Here is a 15,736-nt window from a genome sequence, read left to right as displayed (position 1 = left end):
ATGAAAGTATTGATTACCGGCGGAGCCGGATATATAGGCACCAGATTAATTAAGAATCTTAGCAGCAACAAGGAGATTGAAAAGATTGTGATCTACGACAACTTAATGCGTGGTAATTACAATTTGTTTCTTGGTGATAAATTTATCAACCCTTTTGCCATAGAGTTTGTAAAGGGAGACCTCCTTGATTCCAGAAGCTTAAAAAAAGCGATGGAGGGCATTGATGTAGTGATTCATCTGGCCGCAAAAGTTACGTCACCATTTGCAAACGTTAACCTGCATTTTTACGAACAAATTAATAACTGGGGGACGGCTGAATTGACTTACGCCATTGAAGAAAGCGATGTCAAAAAAGTGATCTATCTAAGTAGTATGGGGGTTTATGGTTTTGACAATGAACCCATCAAAGACGACCATGCTTTGAATCCTTCTTCTTATTACGCCATCTCTAAACAAAGAGGTGAAGAGCACATTCAAAGGCTAAGCAAGGAAAGAAATCCAATCGTATTGAGATGTGGCAATGTCTATGGATATAGTCGTAGCATGCGCTTTGACGCGGTAATCAACAAGTTCGTATTCGAATGTAACTTCAATGGCAGACTGCAGATCAATGGAAATGGGAACCAGAAACGTGCCTTTGTACATGTCAACTCAATCGCCAATATTCTGGAAGATGTTATAAAGAAAGACATACCTGCAGGAGATTATAATGTATCCGAGCGTAATCTATCTGTCCTGGACATTGTAGATGTATTGAAAGAATTGAAACCAGAACTAGAATTTCTATTCATCAATCAAAATACCGAACTCCAACAGCAAATGGCTGATATGGATCAGAAACTCATGCAATATGTGGACTACGGCAAGGATCTACCAGAGTTCAAAGACGAGATGATAGAGTTCCTAAATAGTTTTAGTTATTAGCTCCTTTTGATCCCATATTTTCCACCTCCACTACAAAGCAAAAAGAAAGCAAACATGAGTATGTGAATGGCTGGAGCTGTATTGATGTAGGTATCTCCTATATGTACCATGAGGATAGCAATTACAAAATTCACAACCATGACCAAAGCAGACTCACGAACCCAAAGGCCAAGCATCCAGCAAACACCAGCAGCAAACTGAAGGTAAACAGAGGCGAAGGCTGATACCATTGGGAGTGGAAAGCCATTGGCCTCTAGGAATCCTGCAAACTCTCGCATGCGTTCGAAGCTAAGAATGTTGTCTTGGGTACCCCAGATTAATCGAATGCCAAAAGCAATTCTGAGAAAGAACAGAGATAAATCTGAATATTTAGAGAAAGTCTTTTGGAAGTTCATATTTTGAATTTAATTCAAAACAATTGAAAGCATCAATTCCTTTAATCAAGTGTTGGGGAAACAAAAATGAAGGTACTTTTCCAAAGTTAGATTCGTGGATTTTGCAAAACTCAGGGGTGGTCTACTGTTCGTTATCAACTTTGAAAAAAGCAAATAATCTATAGCCTGTCCTCTATGATTTTTGTCAAGCGCTCCAGATGGGCTTGATCCTCCTCATTAAAATCGGCCAGTTGGTCACTATCAATATCCAAGATCAGTTTTACTGTCCCATTTTTGATCACTGGCAAAACGATTTCTGATTTGGAATTACTGCTACAGGCAATGTGTCCAGGAAACTCATCAACATCTTCCACAATTATAGTTTTGGCTTCAGCCCAAGCCGTGCCGCATACTCCTTTACCTTTTTTGATTCTTGTACAGGCAATCGGCCCTTGAAATGGGCCAAGTACTAATTCATCGTGCTTAACTAAATAAAACCCTACCCAGAAAAACCCCATAGCTTCCTTGAGTGCGGCTGCTACATTCGCCAAATTGGCAATGAGATCTGATTCTGTAGAAATTAGGGCTTCAATTTGAGGGATTAATGCTGTATACTTTTCAGTTCTACTATTGGTATCTGGAAGAAAAAGATTCTCTGACATAACTATTGGGTTTGGAATTGCAATTTTACGGGGAGTCACTCGATTTGTTCGTCAATTCTAAAGATATTTAGCTTATGTACGATGTCATTGTCATTGGTGGGGGAATAGCTGGTCTGATAAATTCCATATTACTCAGTCGAGCAGGGCTTCATGTCGCCTTGTTCGAAAAGAAAAGCTATCCATTTCATAGAGTTTGTGGTGAATACATATCCAACGAGGTCAAGCCATTTTTAATGAGCAATGACCTTTATCCCAAAGCACATGAACCTGCGCAAATTTCTAAATTCAAACTCACATCAATCAATGGCAACGTGGCACATCTACCCTTGAAAATGGGCGGTTTTGGCATTAGTCGATATGTTTTTGACGAATTCCTTTTTCAACAGGCACAATCTGTAGATGTCACCGTTTTTCAAGCACATACGGTCTCTGATATTACATTTGAGGGTGATGCATTTCACGTCCTTGCCAATCGCCAATCTTATTCAAGCAAAATAGTGATAGGATCTTTTGGCAAACGTTCTGCACTAGACAGGGGTAGAATATTCATGCAAAAGAAATCTCCATACTTGGGCGTAAAGTATCACATCAAAACCAATTTGCCTGCAGATGAAATCGCCCTTCATAATTTTCAAGAGGGTTACTGTGGTATAAGTCAGATTGAAGATGGCACCTTCAATCTCTGCTATCTTTCTCATAGGGAGAATTTAAGAAAGCACAAAACCATTGAAGAAATGGAATCGAAGGTTTTGCATCAAAATCCCTTCTTAAAAAATATTTGGGATGGTGCAGATTTTCTGTTTGAAAAACCTGAAGTGATCAACGAAATCTCATTTGAAAAAAAAGAGCTCATTCATAATCATATACTGATGTGTGGAGATACTGCCGGCATGATTACTCCTTTATGCGGCAATGGAATGGCTATAGCCATTCGTTCGGCTAAACTCCTGTCAGAATTAATAATACTCGAATGGAGCAATGGAGACGTTAATCGAAAACGGTTAGAAGAAAAATATGCGAAAGTTTGGAACCAACACTTTGCCTCCAGACTTTGGGTAGGACGACAAATTCAAAAATTATTTGGAGCCAATCAAACATCCAATTTTAGTGTTCAGTTGGCCAAGATAAATCCAATAGGAAAGGCCATTGTAAAACTGACTCACGGCTCAAAATTTTAAAAATGCTTGTCCATTTTTCGGTTGAATGGTGGCATGAAGCCCTCTAAATTAGCTGCTAAATTTCTAATTTTATGAATATGCAACTTTCCCTATTACCTGATATAGATACTATGTATGATGCACTGGTTCGCAAGGACAGCTCTTTTGAAGGTGTGTTTTTTGCCGCCATTAAAACCACCGGAATATTTTGTCGCCCTACATGTCATGCAAGAAAACCAAAGGCTGAAAATGTAGAGTACTTTGGAAACTCTAAAGAGGCGTTGGATCATGGTTACCGACCTTGCAAAGTTTGCCATCCCATGGAGATGAAAGGTGTGGTTCCCAGCTGGTTAAAATCACTTCTCGACGATATTGAAGCTACCCCAAACATCAGGATTAATGATCAAAACCTAAGAGAGCGTGGCCTTGACCCAACAAGAGTGAGGAGGTGGTTCAAGAAAAATCACGGCATAACCTTTCAAGCCTATCTTCGCTCGCTTCGGATCAATAATGCCTTTGGGCAAATCAGACAAGGGGATCAAGTGATTCAATCCGCATATAGTAACGGTTTTGAGTCCTTAAGTGGCTTTTTAGATAGTTTCAAAAATTCAACTGGCTTTAGTCCGAAAGAAAGTAACCACAAAAACGTAATCTCTGTGACCAGAATTCCAACTCCACTTGGCCCAATGATAGCGGGAGCTACTGACAATGGCATTTGCCTGTTGGAATTTACAGATCGAAGAATGATAGAAACACAAGTTGAGAGACTTAGGAAATATCTGAAAGCTGAATTGATTCCTGGTCAAAGTCCGTTCTTTGAAACTCTGACTCTGGAACTGAATCAATACTTTGAAGGCAAGCTCCAACAATTCACTGTGCCATTGGAAACTCCCGGTACAGAATTCCAGCAAAAAGTTTGGAAAGTGCTTCAGGACATTCCTTACGGAAAAACACGCAGCTACAAAGAACAGGCCATTGCCATCAATAACTTAAAAGCCATTCGTGCAGTAGCCACGGCCAATGGAGATAATCGCATTGCCATCATCATTCCTTGCCATCGAGTCATTGGGTCAGATGGTTCCATGACTGGATATGGAGGAGGGGTTTGGAGAAAGCAGAAGTTGCTGGAATTGGAAAGGAAAAACTGCTGAGATTAAAAAATTCACTTGTTGGATTGGTTTATATTAGCCTTCTAAAAATCAAGTTTTGAAACCACCAAAAGCCTTTCCAGAAAATAGTAAATTTCAAAACCTTAAGAAATTTCAAGCGTCTCCCATCTTGTACATGAAAGAGGCTGCCAGAACCTATGGTTCCCCTGTAGATCTCAATTTACCTATAGGGAAATTTGCACTTATTTCTGATCCCGAACAAGCGCAGCACGTGCTGGCCAGTAATCATGAAAACTACACCAAGAGTAATGGTTACAAGCAAGTAGCATTAGTCTTGGGTAATGGTCTTCTCACATCAGAGGGCGAAGAGTGGCACAGAAACAGAAAAATGCTACAGCCTTCCTTTCATAAAAATGAACTGCGAAAATTGTTGCCGGCAGTATGGGAGACTGGAAGTCAGTACTTATCGACACTTGCTGATAATCAGGCTTTGAGACTAGATACTGAAATGAATGGGCTGACACTCACCATTCTTTTGAATTCACTCATCCATTCTTCAGATGAGGAAATTCTTTCTAAAATGTCTGGTCATGTGAATTTTGGACAAGAATTTATTGTGAATAGAATACGTAGCCCTTTCAAATGGCCGCTTTGGATTCCTACAAAAAATCATCGTCACTATCATGCTATGATGACAGATTCTAATGATCTGATTCAAAGAACAATTGAAGAAAGAACTTCGATTGGAGGGAAGGATATTGAAGACTTGCTTTCTGTTTTGCTTACTAAACTTGATGCTAAAAAAGACTTCATTCAAATCAGGGACGAAATACTCACTTTTTTGGTTGCTGGCCACGAAACATCTTCGCTAGGGATGACTTGGATGCTACACCTCTTGGCCCATCATCCAGAGATTCAAAACCGATTGTTTGAAGAGGTCAACGAGTTGGGTGACTATGAAAGTTTAGACTTAATGAATTTTGCTAACCTCAAATACACTGGCCAAGTGATCAAAGAATCCATGCGTTTGTATCCTCCCATTTGGAATGTTGTGAGGAAGGCGAAAGCACAAGATCGACTAGGGGAGTTTGAAATAGAGGAAGGGTATCAATTGATGAATAGTATTTACGAGTTGCACCATCATCCTGACTATTGGGAAAACCCAGCTTTATTCGACCCGGATAGATTCGAAACTTATAATTTCAAACACAAATTTCAGTATTTACCCTTTGGAGGGGGCCCCAGGTTTTGCATTGGCAACAACTTCGCTCTATTTGAAATGACCATTTTGCTTGTGCAGTTTGTCCGCACTTTTAAGCTCAAACCGTTATCCCCAAAAGAGATTGGTTTCAACCCACTACTGACACTCCGCCCAAACCAACTTGTGAACATTCAGTTGACAAAAAGAACCTAAGCGATTATAATTTAGGCTAGATTCGTTATATTACTCAAAGCCTCCTAATCTCAGCCAGCTCTTCATATTGTAGATAGATTTCTATGGGGCAAATCTCGTTGAAGCAAAATCCTTTCACCCTTCAGTTTATAGAAAAGGAGGTGGAAGAGCATTACAGAATTAAGGCATTTCCCACGGCACATCGCTCGCTGAAGGTGGTCTTTATTTTCTTATTTGTGCTAGAAGGCTATCTCATAGTGGTTGAGTTTTTTAGGATGGAAAACCCTTTTTATCCTGTGGCTACTAGAGTAGCCATGTTGCTTTTTTATACGCTAGTTATTTTAATTTCAAATTTCCTGAGCAAGCAGGGCCCTGCTTATCATCAGCAATTTGTGTTTAGTAGTTTGTTGCTTTTGTACCTGATTTCACTGGCTCAAGATATCCATGGAGATATGTATTACCTCTTCTTTTCCAATGTTGCCTTTACCTTGATTTATATCGTGTTTACCGTAAGCGGATTGCGCTTCACTAACGCACTAATTTTAGCCGTGATCTATCTTGTTATTTATGTGATATATTGTTTTTGGTGGTACCCCAATGACCATCACATGGGACAACTACCCAATATTATGATCAACTGGGTAGTGGCAGCTATGGCTGGGTATCTGCTAGAAAAAAGCGGGAGGAGAGCTTTTGCCAATGGCCATCTGCTCCATGAGAAAAATATAGAAGCTGAGCGATACAATTTGTTGAAGGACAAATTGCTTTCTGTCGTGTCTCATGACGTGCAATCTCCTCTTAACAGCATTAACACAATAGTTAATATGTTCAAGGAAAAGGCCATTTCGCCAGCTGAATCAACTCAACTTTTACAAAAAATAGGACATCAGGTCAGTGGCACGATTGGCTACGTTCAAAAAATTCTATTTTGGACCAAGAATCAGATGAATGGCTTTCAAATCAATATGGAAATAATTGATATTCCCACGAGTATCAACCACTGTATGAATGGGCTTGAAAGCCTGGCTCAGGAGAAAAATATAGAGATCAAAAATACAGTACAGCAAGGTGAAGAAATATATGCTGATTCGGAGATGTTTGACATTGTACTTCGAAACCTGTTGGGCAATGCGATTAAATTTAGTCAAGAAAACACGACTGTGGTGATCTCCTTCCAATCCACAGATAGGTGGGTGGAGCTAGCCATTCAAGATCAAGGTGTCGGAATTGAAAAAGAAAGACTTGACAAACTCTTTACGTTCAACCATGCGCACACAGCAGGCACAAAACTCGAAAGAGGCTCAGGCATTGGGCTTTCTTTATGTTCAGAATTCATGGCTAAGCTGGAGGGCGAACTATCTGTAGACAGTGAAGTTGGGAAAGGCAGCACATTTTATCTCAGATTCAAAAGACACAACTAATCCAATTCTTGGATCGTGTTTCCGCTCACCTGAAATATTTTCATAGGTTCAAATTTTCCCTGAAGCAAACTTCTTGTTCTCTCCTCTCGCGCATCAGTGACAAAGACTTGTCCGAAATCATTTGAACCTATAATGGACATCAATTGAGAAATGCGGCCATCATCCAGCTTGTCGAATATATCATCCAATAGTAAAATAGGTGTCTGCCCTAAATGAGATTTGATGAACTCAAATTGAGCTAACTTCAAACTAATGAGTAAGGATTTTTGCTGACCTTGAGAACCATATTTTTTTATCAAAAAGTCATCAATTTCAAATAAATACTCATCTCTGTGAATCCCTAGATTTGTGCGCTGAGTAATCACATCCTTTTGAGTCCCTTTAGCAAGTTGTTCGGCAAAATTCTTATCCAAAACTTTTGTATGGTACACCACACTTACTTTCTCTCTCTTGTCAGATATTCTGTCATAATTAGCCTGAAGATGAGGAAGGAATTCTTTAATAAAAGATTTTCTCGTTTTGGCTATTTCTTGGCCTAGAACTATTAATGGCTCGTTGTAGGCTTCAATCATGACATCATCCATTCTGCCAGATTCATTCATAGATTTCAGTAGCGCATTGCGTTGTTTGAGATGATGGTTGTACTTGATCAATGAGTGCAAATACTTTTGATCATATTGTGAAATAATACTGTTAAAGAACTTACGCCTTGTTTCATTGCTTTCACGAATCAGTTCATCATCATTAGGTGCAATCAGCACTATTGGAAATTTACCTACATGTTCACTCAGTTTTTCGTATTCGTAATCATCTACCTTAAACGTCTTTCTGCTATTTTTCTTTAGGCTACAATGCACCTTGCTTTCTTTATCATTCAGGCAAAACTGTCCATTAATGACAAAGTATTGCCCATCATGATTGATGCTTTGAGCGTCCAATGCATGAAAAGCACTCTTCGTGGTGGATAAATAATGAATGGCGTCGAGTACATTGGTTTTTCCACTGCCATTTATCCCTACCAGACAGTTGAAATGATCGCAAAATGAAACCTCCACCTTTTCATAATTCTTAAAATATTGCAAGGAGAGTGATTGAAGAAACATAATGCTTTGCGGTAACTACTAATTTAACTAATTTCGCTGTTCGTAAAAACAAGCGAAACGACAATCCCAAAGTACTTAATTAAGTCAAAACGCTTAAATAACTTTTGAAATGGCAAGTGTAAAAGAAAAAAAGAAATCAAAAGCAACATCCAAAAACGAATTCTCAAAAGAAACTTATATGACATGGTATGAAACCATGTTGATGATGAGAAAATTTGAGGAAAAAGCGGGTCAGCTTTATGGTCAGCAAAAGATCAAGGGATTTTGTCACTTGTACATTGGCCAGGAAGCCTGTGTAGCTGGAGCAGTAAGTGCGCTCGAAGAAGGTGATAAATACATCACGGCTTATAGAGATCACGCGCACCCAATCGCTTTGGGAACCGACCCTAAAAAAATCATGGCAGAGTTATTTGCCAAGGAAACAGGTATTTCAAAAGGAAAAGGTGGCTCTATGCATATTTTTGACAAGGAGCATCACTTCTTTGGTGGCCACGGGATTGTAGGAGGTCAGGTGCCGTTAGGTGCTGGTCTCGCCTTCGCAGAAAAATATAACAACACTGGCAAATTGAGCATTACCTATATGGGTGATGGTGCCGTCAGACAAGGTGCTTTCCATGAGGCCTTGAATATGGCTATGACCATGAAATTACCAGCAATCTTTGTGATTGAAAACAACGGCTATGCCATGGGTACTTCCGTACAAAGAACGTCTAACGTCACTGGCCTTGATCAATTAGGTAGTGCTTATGAAATGCCTTCTGAGTCTGTAGATGGCATGTCAGTAATCGACGTACACCATGCTGTAGCTAGGGCGGCAGAGAGAGCTAGAAAAGGTGACGGTCCGACTTTGTTGGAAATGAGGACTTATCGATACAAAGGACACTCTATGTCTGATCCTGCCAAATACAGAACGAAGGAAGAAGTAGAATCTTATAAGGCGAAAGATCCAGTAGAAATGGTGAGAAAAGAAATTCTTACTAAGAAACTGGCAACAGAAAACGAATTAACAACCATTGACCAAAAAGTAAAGGAAGAAGTTAGCCTTTGCGTAAAATTCGCTGAAGAATCAGCATATCCTGCTCCGGAGAATGCTTACACAGATGTGTATGCAGACCCGGCCTACCCATTCTTGGAGGACTAATAACGGATATAATTTGCGGCATTAACTATTGATTTTAAAATATTGCTACATTTGCGGTCAGAATTTTTGAAATAGAATGACAAAGAAGAGAAAAAGCACGGAGAGTCACGACCACGATTTGTTTGAGAATCCGGAAGCGATAGCAGAACAACTTTCAAGAACAGAACAGTTTATTGAAAAGAACAAAACAGTTGTATCTGTATTGGCGGGAATAATTGTAGTTGCCATTGTTGGCTACATGTTTAGCAACTACTATATCCAAGGGCAAAATGAAAATGCCGAAAGAGATATGTTTCAAGCGGTATATTACTTTGAAGCAGATAGCTTGGGTAAAGCATTAAATGGTGATGGAAACGACTATGGTTTCCTTGATATTATTAGTGAATATAGCATGACTGATGCTGCTAATATGGCCAATTATTATGCAGGTGCCACTTATTTAGAGCTTGGTGATTTCGAAAACGCCATTCGTTACTTAGGTGCTTTTAGTGCTTCTGATTATATCATTCAAGCAAGGGCTTATGCTTTAATTGGTGATGCACAGATGGAATTGGGCAACTATAGTGAGGCTGCAGATCAATATGAAAAAGCAGCTGACTATAATGCGAATAAGCAGTTTAGCCCAACGTACTTGACTAAAGCGGCTATTGCCAATGAGCAAGCTGGAAACTTGAGTGCCGCAAAAAACAATTACCAAACCATCGTCAATGATTTCTACGGCGTAGTAGAATACCAAGAGTCTGTAAAGCATGTAGCGAGACTCGAAGGATTGACTAACTAAGCTGTCAACAAAAATATTTTAAAAGGGATGGGTTTATACCTTTCCCTTTTTTATTTTAAAATTCAAAATAGACCCCATGGCCAGTAACCTTAAAAACCTTAGCGAATACAGTTCAAAAAATGTCATTGACATCTCTAATAAGACATTTGCTATTGTGGTATCCGAGTGGAATGAGGAAGTTACAGAGTCACTCTATAATGGAGCGATTGAAACCCTCAAGCATCATGGAGCAAAGCCAGAGCATATTCACAGAGTAGATGTACCAGGTAGTTTTGAGCTTAGCCTTGGTGCACAAAAACTTGCTCAAAGAGATGATGTGGATGCAGTAATTTGTTTAGGGTGTGTCATTCAGGGTGAAACTCGCCATTTTGACTTCATCTGTGATGCAGTAGCCCATGGCATCACCAACGTTTCATTGAAATATGACAAACCCGTCATTTTTGGTGTACTTACACCTGAGAATCAAAAACAAGCCACAGATAGGGCTGGAGGAAAGCATGGAAACAAAGGTGATGAGGCGGCCATCACAGCTATAAAAATGTTGGCGCTCTAGTCAGCTCAATTTTATAACAGCTGCCAGTAAAAGAAAATCAGCCACACTATGACAAAGAGTGGCAACAAGATCGGAATCGAGAATCTAATGATGTAGCCAAAGAAAGAGGGCATCTTAATTCCTACTTGCTCTGCAATAGACTTTACCATAAAATTAGGCCCATTACCAATATAGGTCATTGATCCAAAAAATACAGCCGCAATAGATATCGCCTTGAGCGACAAGATAGAATTGACAAACTCTCCATTAGAAAAGCCGACTACATCTGCCATAGTTGTAATTGATCCTCCTTGTGAAGCCAAAGCTGCCGTCAAGAAATTGATATAAGTTGGTGCATTATCCAAGAAACCAGAGAGTAAACCCGTTCCCCAGTAAAGGGTGTTGTGCGTAATCATAGCGGCTCCAGCATCAGACTGAGCAAAATTCCCAACCAACTCTAGCGCTGGCATCATCGTACCAAATATGCCGATAAAAATAAAGGCAACTTCACGAATGGGCTCAAAATTAAACTCATTCCATTGTAGCGCTTCTTTATTCGCAAATTTATACGACAAGAAGCCTCCAGTCAGCATAATTATTTCCCGGATATAAGAGAATTTCTGACCATCATAATGAATCGCTGGCACCCAATCCAAGACATTTGGATCCAAAAACACAGCTCCTACAATAACAGCCAGCCATAAAAAATTCTTTGTGCCTACGAATGTAACCGTATTCGAAGGCTGGTGAGTACTTTCTCCAAAGCTATAATCTGCCTTATTCTTTTTATCTGTAAAGTAGAAAACCACTGCTAATGATAAGCAGGCAAATATCCAGGGAAGGATATTGTATTGAAGCGTCCAGAAAAAAGGAACACCCTTCAGAAAGCCTAAGAAAAGTGGTGGGTCACCAATAGGCGTCAACGAGCCACCTATATTACTCACCATAAAAATGAAGAATATGATATGATAAGGTTTGATTCGATTTTTATTCAATCTGATAAACGGACGAATCAAAAGCATAGAAGCTCCTGTGGTACCAATGATATTAGAAATTAAAGCTCCAATCAACAAGATAATTACGTTGGTCATTGGTTTGGCCTCCTTATCTACCTCTATCATAATGCCGCCAGAGGCAATAAATAGTCCACTAAGCAGGGCGATAAACTGGACATATTCAGCTAAAGCATGAACTGGTGCATGCATATTGTGCAAACCAAACAGATAATACAAAACGACTAATCCAGCCAGTACACACGCAACAATTGGATAATTTTTGTGCCAAAAGTGCTCGTAGAACAAAGGGCCCGTGGCAATCATTATAAGCAATAAGGCAAATGGAATCACACTCCATGAGGGCGCATGATGATGAGCATCGTCACTAACTATTTCTGCCACAGCTTCAGTATTTGAAGCTAATTCTACTGTAGATGTTTCCAACTCAATGGTCTCAATACTGCCAGCATACCCCTTAAGGGAGAAGCACAACAAAATAATAAGAACCAAATATCTGTACATACTGCTAATAGAAATAATGAGGGCAATTATATTAAATCTGAGCCGATCATTTTAGTTTCAAAAGGTAAATTTTTTATTCTTCTCATAGCAGGCCAACAACAAGGTAATAAAGATATTATCTGAAATGCTAAAACCAAACCTGTAGTATTAATATTTTACAATTTTTGTACGTAATAAGTTCTCCCATTAATTTCACAGTATAGAAAAAGTACAATAAAGGCAACACCATTCCATGAGCAATAAGTCAGATAATTTCGTCATAGACATGGGCAACTCTTCTATAAAAGTTGGTCAATTTCAAGGTTCTCAATTGATCAAAGACTGGGTATTTCAGAGCCTCCAAGAAGTTGTCTCTTTGGTCAATCAAAGTGCTGCTAAACGAATAATAATCTGTTCGGTTGCATCTGAAGCACAAGATTTGGCTAGCCAGTTGACAGCCAATGGAATAATTATTTTAGACGCCAGCACACCAATTCCCTTTGAGAATCATTATAAAACAAAAAACACACTAGGGGTGGATAGAATTGCCGCATTGGCTGGAGCAGAATGTATCAATTCTGGCAAGAATAATTTAGTCATTGATATGGGATCTTGCATCACTTATGATTTTTTGGACAAAAACCATAAGTATCAAGGGGGCAGTATTTCTCCTGGCATTGATTTAAGATTTAAAGCCATGAATGATTATACCAAAAGACTGCCACTAATCACCAAATACAATAAGGTAGAACTCGTAGGAAAAACCACGAAGGACGCCATGGTGAGTGGTGTAATTAATGGGATTTCAGCTGAAGTAGATGGTATCATAAGTCGCTATTTGGTCAAATGGCCTGATTTAGAAGTCATTATGTGCGGCAGAGCAGCAAATAGTTTTGAATCTAATTTAAAAGCAACCATCTTTGCATCCCCTAAATTGGTGTTGATCGGATTGAACAGGATATTGGAGTACAATGAGCAGAGTTAAATGGATTATTATTCTTGCAGCTTTTTTAAGCTGCAAATTTGTTTTAGCACAAAACAAGTACTCCCCATACACCGTGATTGGAGTTGGGGACTTAAATGGGATGGCTCTAGCAAATAATGCTGCTATGGGTAACGTGGGAATAGCCACTCCATCCATTTGGCATGTCAACAATATGAACCCCGCTCTTTTAACCTACAATTCCCTAACGGTATTTGAAATTGGCGTTGAAGGTGAGAACAGAACGGTTTCAAACAGCTTCAATTCTGTCAAAGTAGGAACTGGAGGGTTTAAGTATTTAATTCTGGCCTTTCCTATCATGCCAAATACATGGACTTCGAGTATTGGCCTCATGCCATATAGTTCGGTCAACTATAGCTTCTCTACAAGACAAGATGTAACTGGCACAAACGTAGATGCCATTATTGACTTCGAGGGAGATGGCGGTTTGAACCAGGTCTATTTTTCAAATGGCATAAAAGTCGCCAAGGGGCTCTCTGCAGGGCTACGCATGTCATACATTTTTGGCCTCACAGAGGCAAGAACGGCAATATTTTTGGAAGGTGAAGGCATTTCTCAGCAGTTTCCTACTGGAGTTCATGAAAAGACAAATTATTCAGGGTTTGATCTAGGTGTTGGCTTATTTTATAGCAAGGCCGTTTCGGAAAAAAATCTATTGAATTTTGGCCTTACTTATGATGTCGGAGGTGACATAAAAGGTACCAGATTCGACCGCCTTGAGGTAGAAACCAGCAATGGATCCACAGTTCCTGGAGATACACTAATTAATGACCAAACAGGAGTATATCAATTACCAACAGAATTAGGTGTTGGTTTTTCTTGGCAAAAACTCAATAAACTTACAATAGGATTAGATGTCAAACGATCTTTTTGGCAAGAAAATGCAGGGTTTGCTTTTGATGATGCAAGCTACGTAGCAGATGCAGAAAAGTATCAAAGTACTTGGGCTGTTGGACTTGGATTTGAAATTACTCCAAAATACAACGACGTCAATAGCTACTTCAAAAGAGTAAAATATAGATTTGGTGTTGATTTTAAACAAGAGCCATTCGTAATAGAAGGAAAAACAGTAAATAACTTTGGCATCAATTTTGGCTGGTCGTTACCAGTTAAAGGAGTATCTGCAATCAATATGGCCTTTAAATATGGTCAGCGAGGAGAAGCCTCAGAAGTCCTTGTTAAGGAGCAATACTTCAAATTTGTATTGGGTGCGACGATCAATGATCGCTGGTTTGTTAGAAGAAAATACAATTAATTATTATGTTGCGCTTTCTTTCAGTGAAACCAGCAATGTTTTGCATTTAGACTTTAAGAAAGCTAAAGACTATTAAATTTTGAAAATATGAAAAAGCTAGTACTATTAGGATTATTTATAGCGATAAATACGATCTCAATTGCACAGCAGGGATGGAAATGGCCAGAGGATGTGGAGACAGCCAAAGAAAAAAATGCACTCTATGTAGATGCTGTGAAGAGCAAGCAATTTGCTACAGCAGTAGCCCCACATCAGTGGTTGCTAGACAATTCACCAGATCTCAACGAATCACTATATATCAATGGAGCCAAAATATATGAAGGTTTGGTTGATGCAGAATCTGACCCTGCAAAAAAATTAGCGCTTCAAGAGAAAGCACTCCAGATGTATGATGATAGAATAAAGTATTTTGGAGATGAAGCAAATGTGCTCAACAGAAAAGCATTTACTGCTTACAAATACTATAAAAGCACTTCGTCAAAATATCAAGAATTAATGACGCTTTTTGATAAAACATTCGACATGAACCAAGCCAGAACGTTGGACAACAATTTGATGGCCTACATGGATGTAGTTAGAAGATACAAGCTAAGCGGAGGCGACATCACTGATGAAGCAGTTATTGACAGGTATGGGATGATTTCAGATGTAATTGATGGAAAAATCTCAAAGGGTAAAAATGTACCAAGGCTTGAAAAAATTCAGGCTAATGTTGATAAATTATTGACTGCTACAGTAACTGTAGACTGTGCTTTCGTGGAAGATAAGCTGGCGCCAAAAATGCGAGAAAGTCAAGATCCCAAAATGGCTAAAAAGGTATTCCAATTGATGCTTACGGCCAAATGCTCTGAGAGCCCAACTTTCGTTGAAGCAGCCGAATTGGTTTATAAAAGTGAACCTGCCTTTGGTTTAGCAAAAGTAATTGCACTCAAGTACGCATCAGCAGAAGATTTAGGAAAGGCAAGTGAATATTATGACCAAGCCTTAGATCTCACAGATGACAATTTAAAGAAGTCAGAAATATACATGAGCATGGCTCAGATGTATGCTTCAAATGGGAACAAGTCAGCTGCACGCACAAATGCAAGAAAAGCCCTGGCGAACGACCCTTCAGCTACTAAGGCATACATTTTGGTGGGCAATCTTTACATGCAGAGTTATAATGACTGTAAAGCTGGCGTAAGCAAAGTAGACGACAGATTAGTTTTTATTGCGGCTTACAACCAATACAAAAGAGCAGGAGATACTGCTGCCATGGCCAAAGCCAAAGAGCAATTTCCTTCGATTGAAGAAATTTTTGAACTTGGCCTCACAGAAGGTCAGTCCATGACAGTAGGCTGCTGGATCAACGAGACAGTAGTGCTAGAAAGAAGGCCGTAAAGAGA

General features: G+C 39.3%; 15 protein-coding genes. 11 read left to right on the top strand and 4 right to left on the bottom strand.

Annotation, left to right across the window (positions count from 1 at the left end):
* Positions 1-924 carry an NAD-dependent epimerase/dehydratase family protein gene (locus B9A58_RS11170; RefSeq protein ID WP_084372925.1) on the top strand — a complete coding sequence of 308 codons (924 nt, stop codon included), beginning with the start codon at positions 1-3 and terminating at the stop codon, positions 922-924.
* On the opposite strand, the gene B9A58_RS11165 is transcribed toward B9A58_RS11170, so the two are convergent.
* Both B9A58_RS11165 and B9A58_RS11160 read right to left on the bottom strand, forming a co-directional pair.
* Entirely contained in the window at positions 921-1,319 is a 399-nt protein-coding gene (locus B9A58_RS11165; RefSeq protein ID WP_084372924.1) for a DoxX family protein, read from the bottom strand. The genes B9A58_RS11170 and B9A58_RS11165 overlap by 4 nt on opposite strands.
* Before the next feature lie 158 nt (positions 1,320-1,477).
* Positions 1,478-1,960 (bottom strand): GAF domain-containing protein, encoded by a 483-nt coding sequence (locus B9A58_RS11160; RefSeq protein WP_084372923.1) that lies wholly within the window; start codon positions 1,958-1,960, stop codon positions 1,478-1,480.
* Positions 1,961-2,034: 74 nt separating this feature from the next.
* Between B9A58_RS11160 and B9A58_RS11155 the strand changes: the two genes are divergently transcribed.
* From B9A58_RS11155 to B9A58_RS11140, 4 genes are all read left to right on the top strand, one after another.
* Entirely contained in the window at positions 2,035-3,138 is a 1,104-nt protein-coding gene (locus B9A58_RS11155) for an NAD(P)/FAD-dependent oxidoreductase (RefSeq protein WP_084372922.1), read from the top strand.
* A 71-nt stretch (positions 3,139-3,209) separates the two neighbouring features.
* The gene (locus B9A58_RS11150; protein ID WP_245827066.1) at positions 3,210-4,268 is read left to right on the top strand and encodes a bifunctional transcriptional activator/DNA repair enzyme AdaA; all 1,059 of its coding nucleotides are present in this window, start codon (positions 3,210-3,212) and stop codon (positions 4,266-4,268) included.
* A gap of 55 nt (positions 4,269-4,323) precedes the next feature.
* On the top strand, positions 4,324-5,640 hold the full coding sequence (locus B9A58_RS11145; RefSeq protein WP_084372920.1) for a cytochrome P450: 1,317 nt from the start codon (positions 4,324-4,326) through the stop codon (positions 5,638-5,640).
* Positions 5,641-5,723: 83 nt separating this feature from the next.
* Entirely contained in the window at positions 5,724-7,040 is a 1,317-nt protein-coding gene (locus B9A58_RS11140; protein ID WP_084372919.1) for a sensor histidine kinase, read from the top strand.
* On the opposite strand, the gene recF is transcribed toward B9A58_RS11140, so the two are convergent.
* Positions 7,037-8,143, bottom strand: a complete 1,107-nt coding sequence (gene recF, locus B9A58_RS11135) for a DNA replication/repair protein RecF (RefSeq protein WP_084372918.1) — start codon at positions 8,141-8,143, stop codon at positions 7,037-7,039. The genes B9A58_RS11140 and recF overlap by 4 nt on opposite strands.
* 109 nt (positions 8,144-8,252) lie before the next feature.
* Here recF and pdhA point away from each other — a divergent pair, with 109 nt between their 5' ends.
* From pdhA to ribH, 3 genes are all read left to right on the top strand, one after another.
* Entirely contained in the window at positions 8,253-9,284 is a 1,032-nt protein-coding gene (gene pdhA, locus B9A58_RS11130) for a pyruvate dehydrogenase (acetyl-transferring) E1 component subunit alpha (protein WP_084372917.1), read from the top strand.
* A 76-nt stretch (positions 9,285-9,360) separates the two neighbouring features.
* The gene (locus B9A58_RS11125) at positions 9,361-10,065 is read left to right on the top strand and encodes a YfgM family protein (RefSeq protein WP_084372916.1); all 705 of its coding nucleotides are present in this window, start codon (positions 9,361-9,363) and stop codon (positions 10,063-10,065) included.
* A gap of 76 nt (positions 10,066-10,141) precedes the next feature.
* Positions 10,142-10,618 carry a 6,7-dimethyl-8-ribityllumazine synthase gene (gene ribH, locus B9A58_RS11120; RefSeq protein WP_084372915.1) on the top strand — a complete coding sequence of 159 codons (477 nt, stop codon included), beginning with the start codon at positions 10,142-10,144 and terminating at the stop codon, positions 10,616-10,618.
* 11 nt (positions 10,619-10,629) lie between these two features.
* Here the strand turns inward: ribH and B9A58_RS11115 are convergent, their stop codons facing one another.
* Entirely contained in the window at positions 10,630-12,114 is a 1,485-nt protein-coding gene (locus tag B9A58_RS11115) for a sodium:proton antiporter (protein WP_084372914.1), read from the bottom strand.
* A gap of 232 nt (positions 12,115-12,346) precedes the next feature.
* On the opposite strand from B9A58_RS11115, the gene B9A58_RS11110 reads away from it, so the two are divergent.
* The 3 genes from B9A58_RS11110 (at position 12,347) to B9A58_RS11100 (ending at position 15,731) form a co-directional block, all read left to right on the top strand.
* On the top strand, positions 12,347-13,078 hold the full coding sequence (locus B9A58_RS11110) for a type III pantothenate kinase (protein ID WP_084372913.1): 732 nt from the start codon (positions 12,347-12,349) through the stop codon (positions 13,076-13,078).
* The gene (locus B9A58_RS11105) at positions 13,065-14,351 is read left to right on the top strand and encodes a BamG family beta-barrel-assembly machinery protein (RefSeq protein WP_084372912.1); all 1,287 of its coding nucleotides are present in this window, start codon (positions 13,065-13,067) and stop codon (positions 14,349-14,351) included. Before B9A58_RS11110 ends, B9A58_RS11105 begins: the two co-directional genes overlap by 14 nt.
* An 87-nt stretch (positions 14,352-14,438) precedes the next feature.
* Complete coding sequence (locus B9A58_RS11100; RefSeq protein WP_084372911.1) at positions 14,439-15,731, top strand: tetratricopeptide repeat protein; 1,293 nt, start codon at positions 14,439-14,441, stop codon at positions 15,729-15,731.
* The last annotated feature ends 5 nt before the right edge of the window (positions 15,732-15,736 follow it).

Source organism: Reichenbachiella faecimaris, from assembly GCF_900176375.1.
Lineage (GTDB): Bacteria > Bacteroidota > Bacteroidia > Cytophagales > Cyclobacteriaceae > Reichenbachiella > Reichenbachiella faecimaris.
Note: the sequence above shows the minus strand (reverse complement) of the source record. Positions and strands in the feature narration are given on the sequence as shown.

Coding starts and splice junctions, on each gene's coding strand:
- B9A58_RS11170 (WP_084372925.1), top strand. CDS start 1: ATGAAAGTATTGATTACCGGCGGAGCCGGATATATAGGCACCAGATTA.
- B9A58_RS11165 (WP_084372924.1), bottom strand. CDS start 1,319: ATGAACTTCCAAAAGACTTTCTCTAAATATTCAGATTTATCTCTGTTC.
- B9A58_RS11160 (WP_084372923.1), bottom strand. CDS start 1,960: ATGTCAGAGAATCTTTTTCTTCCAGATACCAATAGTAGAACTGAAAAG.
- B9A58_RS11155 (WP_084372922.1), top strand. CDS start 2,035: ATGTACGATGTCATTGTCATTGGTGGGGGAATAGCTGGTCTGATAAAT.
- B9A58_RS11150 (WP_245827066.1), top strand. CDS start 3,210: ATGAATATGCAACTTTCCCTATTACCTGATATAGATACTATGTATGAT.
- B9A58_RS11140 (WP_084372919.1), top strand. CDS start 5,724: ATGGGGCAAATCTCGTTGAAGCAAAATCCTTTCACCCTTCAGTTTATA.
- recF (WP_084372918.1), bottom strand. CDS start 8,143: ATGTTTCTTCAATCACTCTCCTTGCAATATTTTAAGAATTATGAAAAG.
- pdhA (WP_084372917.1), top strand. CDS start 8,253: ATGGCAAGTGTAAAAGAAAAAAAGAAATCAAAAGCAACATCCAAAAAC.
- B9A58_RS11125 (WP_084372916.1), top strand. CDS start 9,361: ATGACAAAGAAGAGAAAAAGCACGGAGAGTCACGACCACGATTTGTTT.
- ribH (WP_084372915.1), top strand. CDS start 10,142: ATGGCCAGTAACCTTAAAAACCTTAGCGAATACAGTTCAAAAAATGTC.
- B9A58_RS11115 (WP_084372914.1), bottom strand. CDS start 12,114: ATGTACAGATATTTGGTTCTTATTATTTTGTTGTGCTTCTCCCTTAAG.
- B9A58_RS11110 (WP_084372913.1), top strand. CDS start 12,347: ATGAGCAATAAGTCAGATAATTTCGTCATAGACATGGGCAACTCTTCT.
- B9A58_RS11105 (WP_084372912.1), top strand. CDS start 13,065: ATGAGCAGAGTTAAATGGATTATTATTCTTGCAGCTTTTTTAAGCTGC.
- B9A58_RS11100 (WP_084372911.1), top strand. CDS start 14,439: ATGAAAAAGCTAGTACTATTAGGATTATTTATAGCGATAAATACGATC.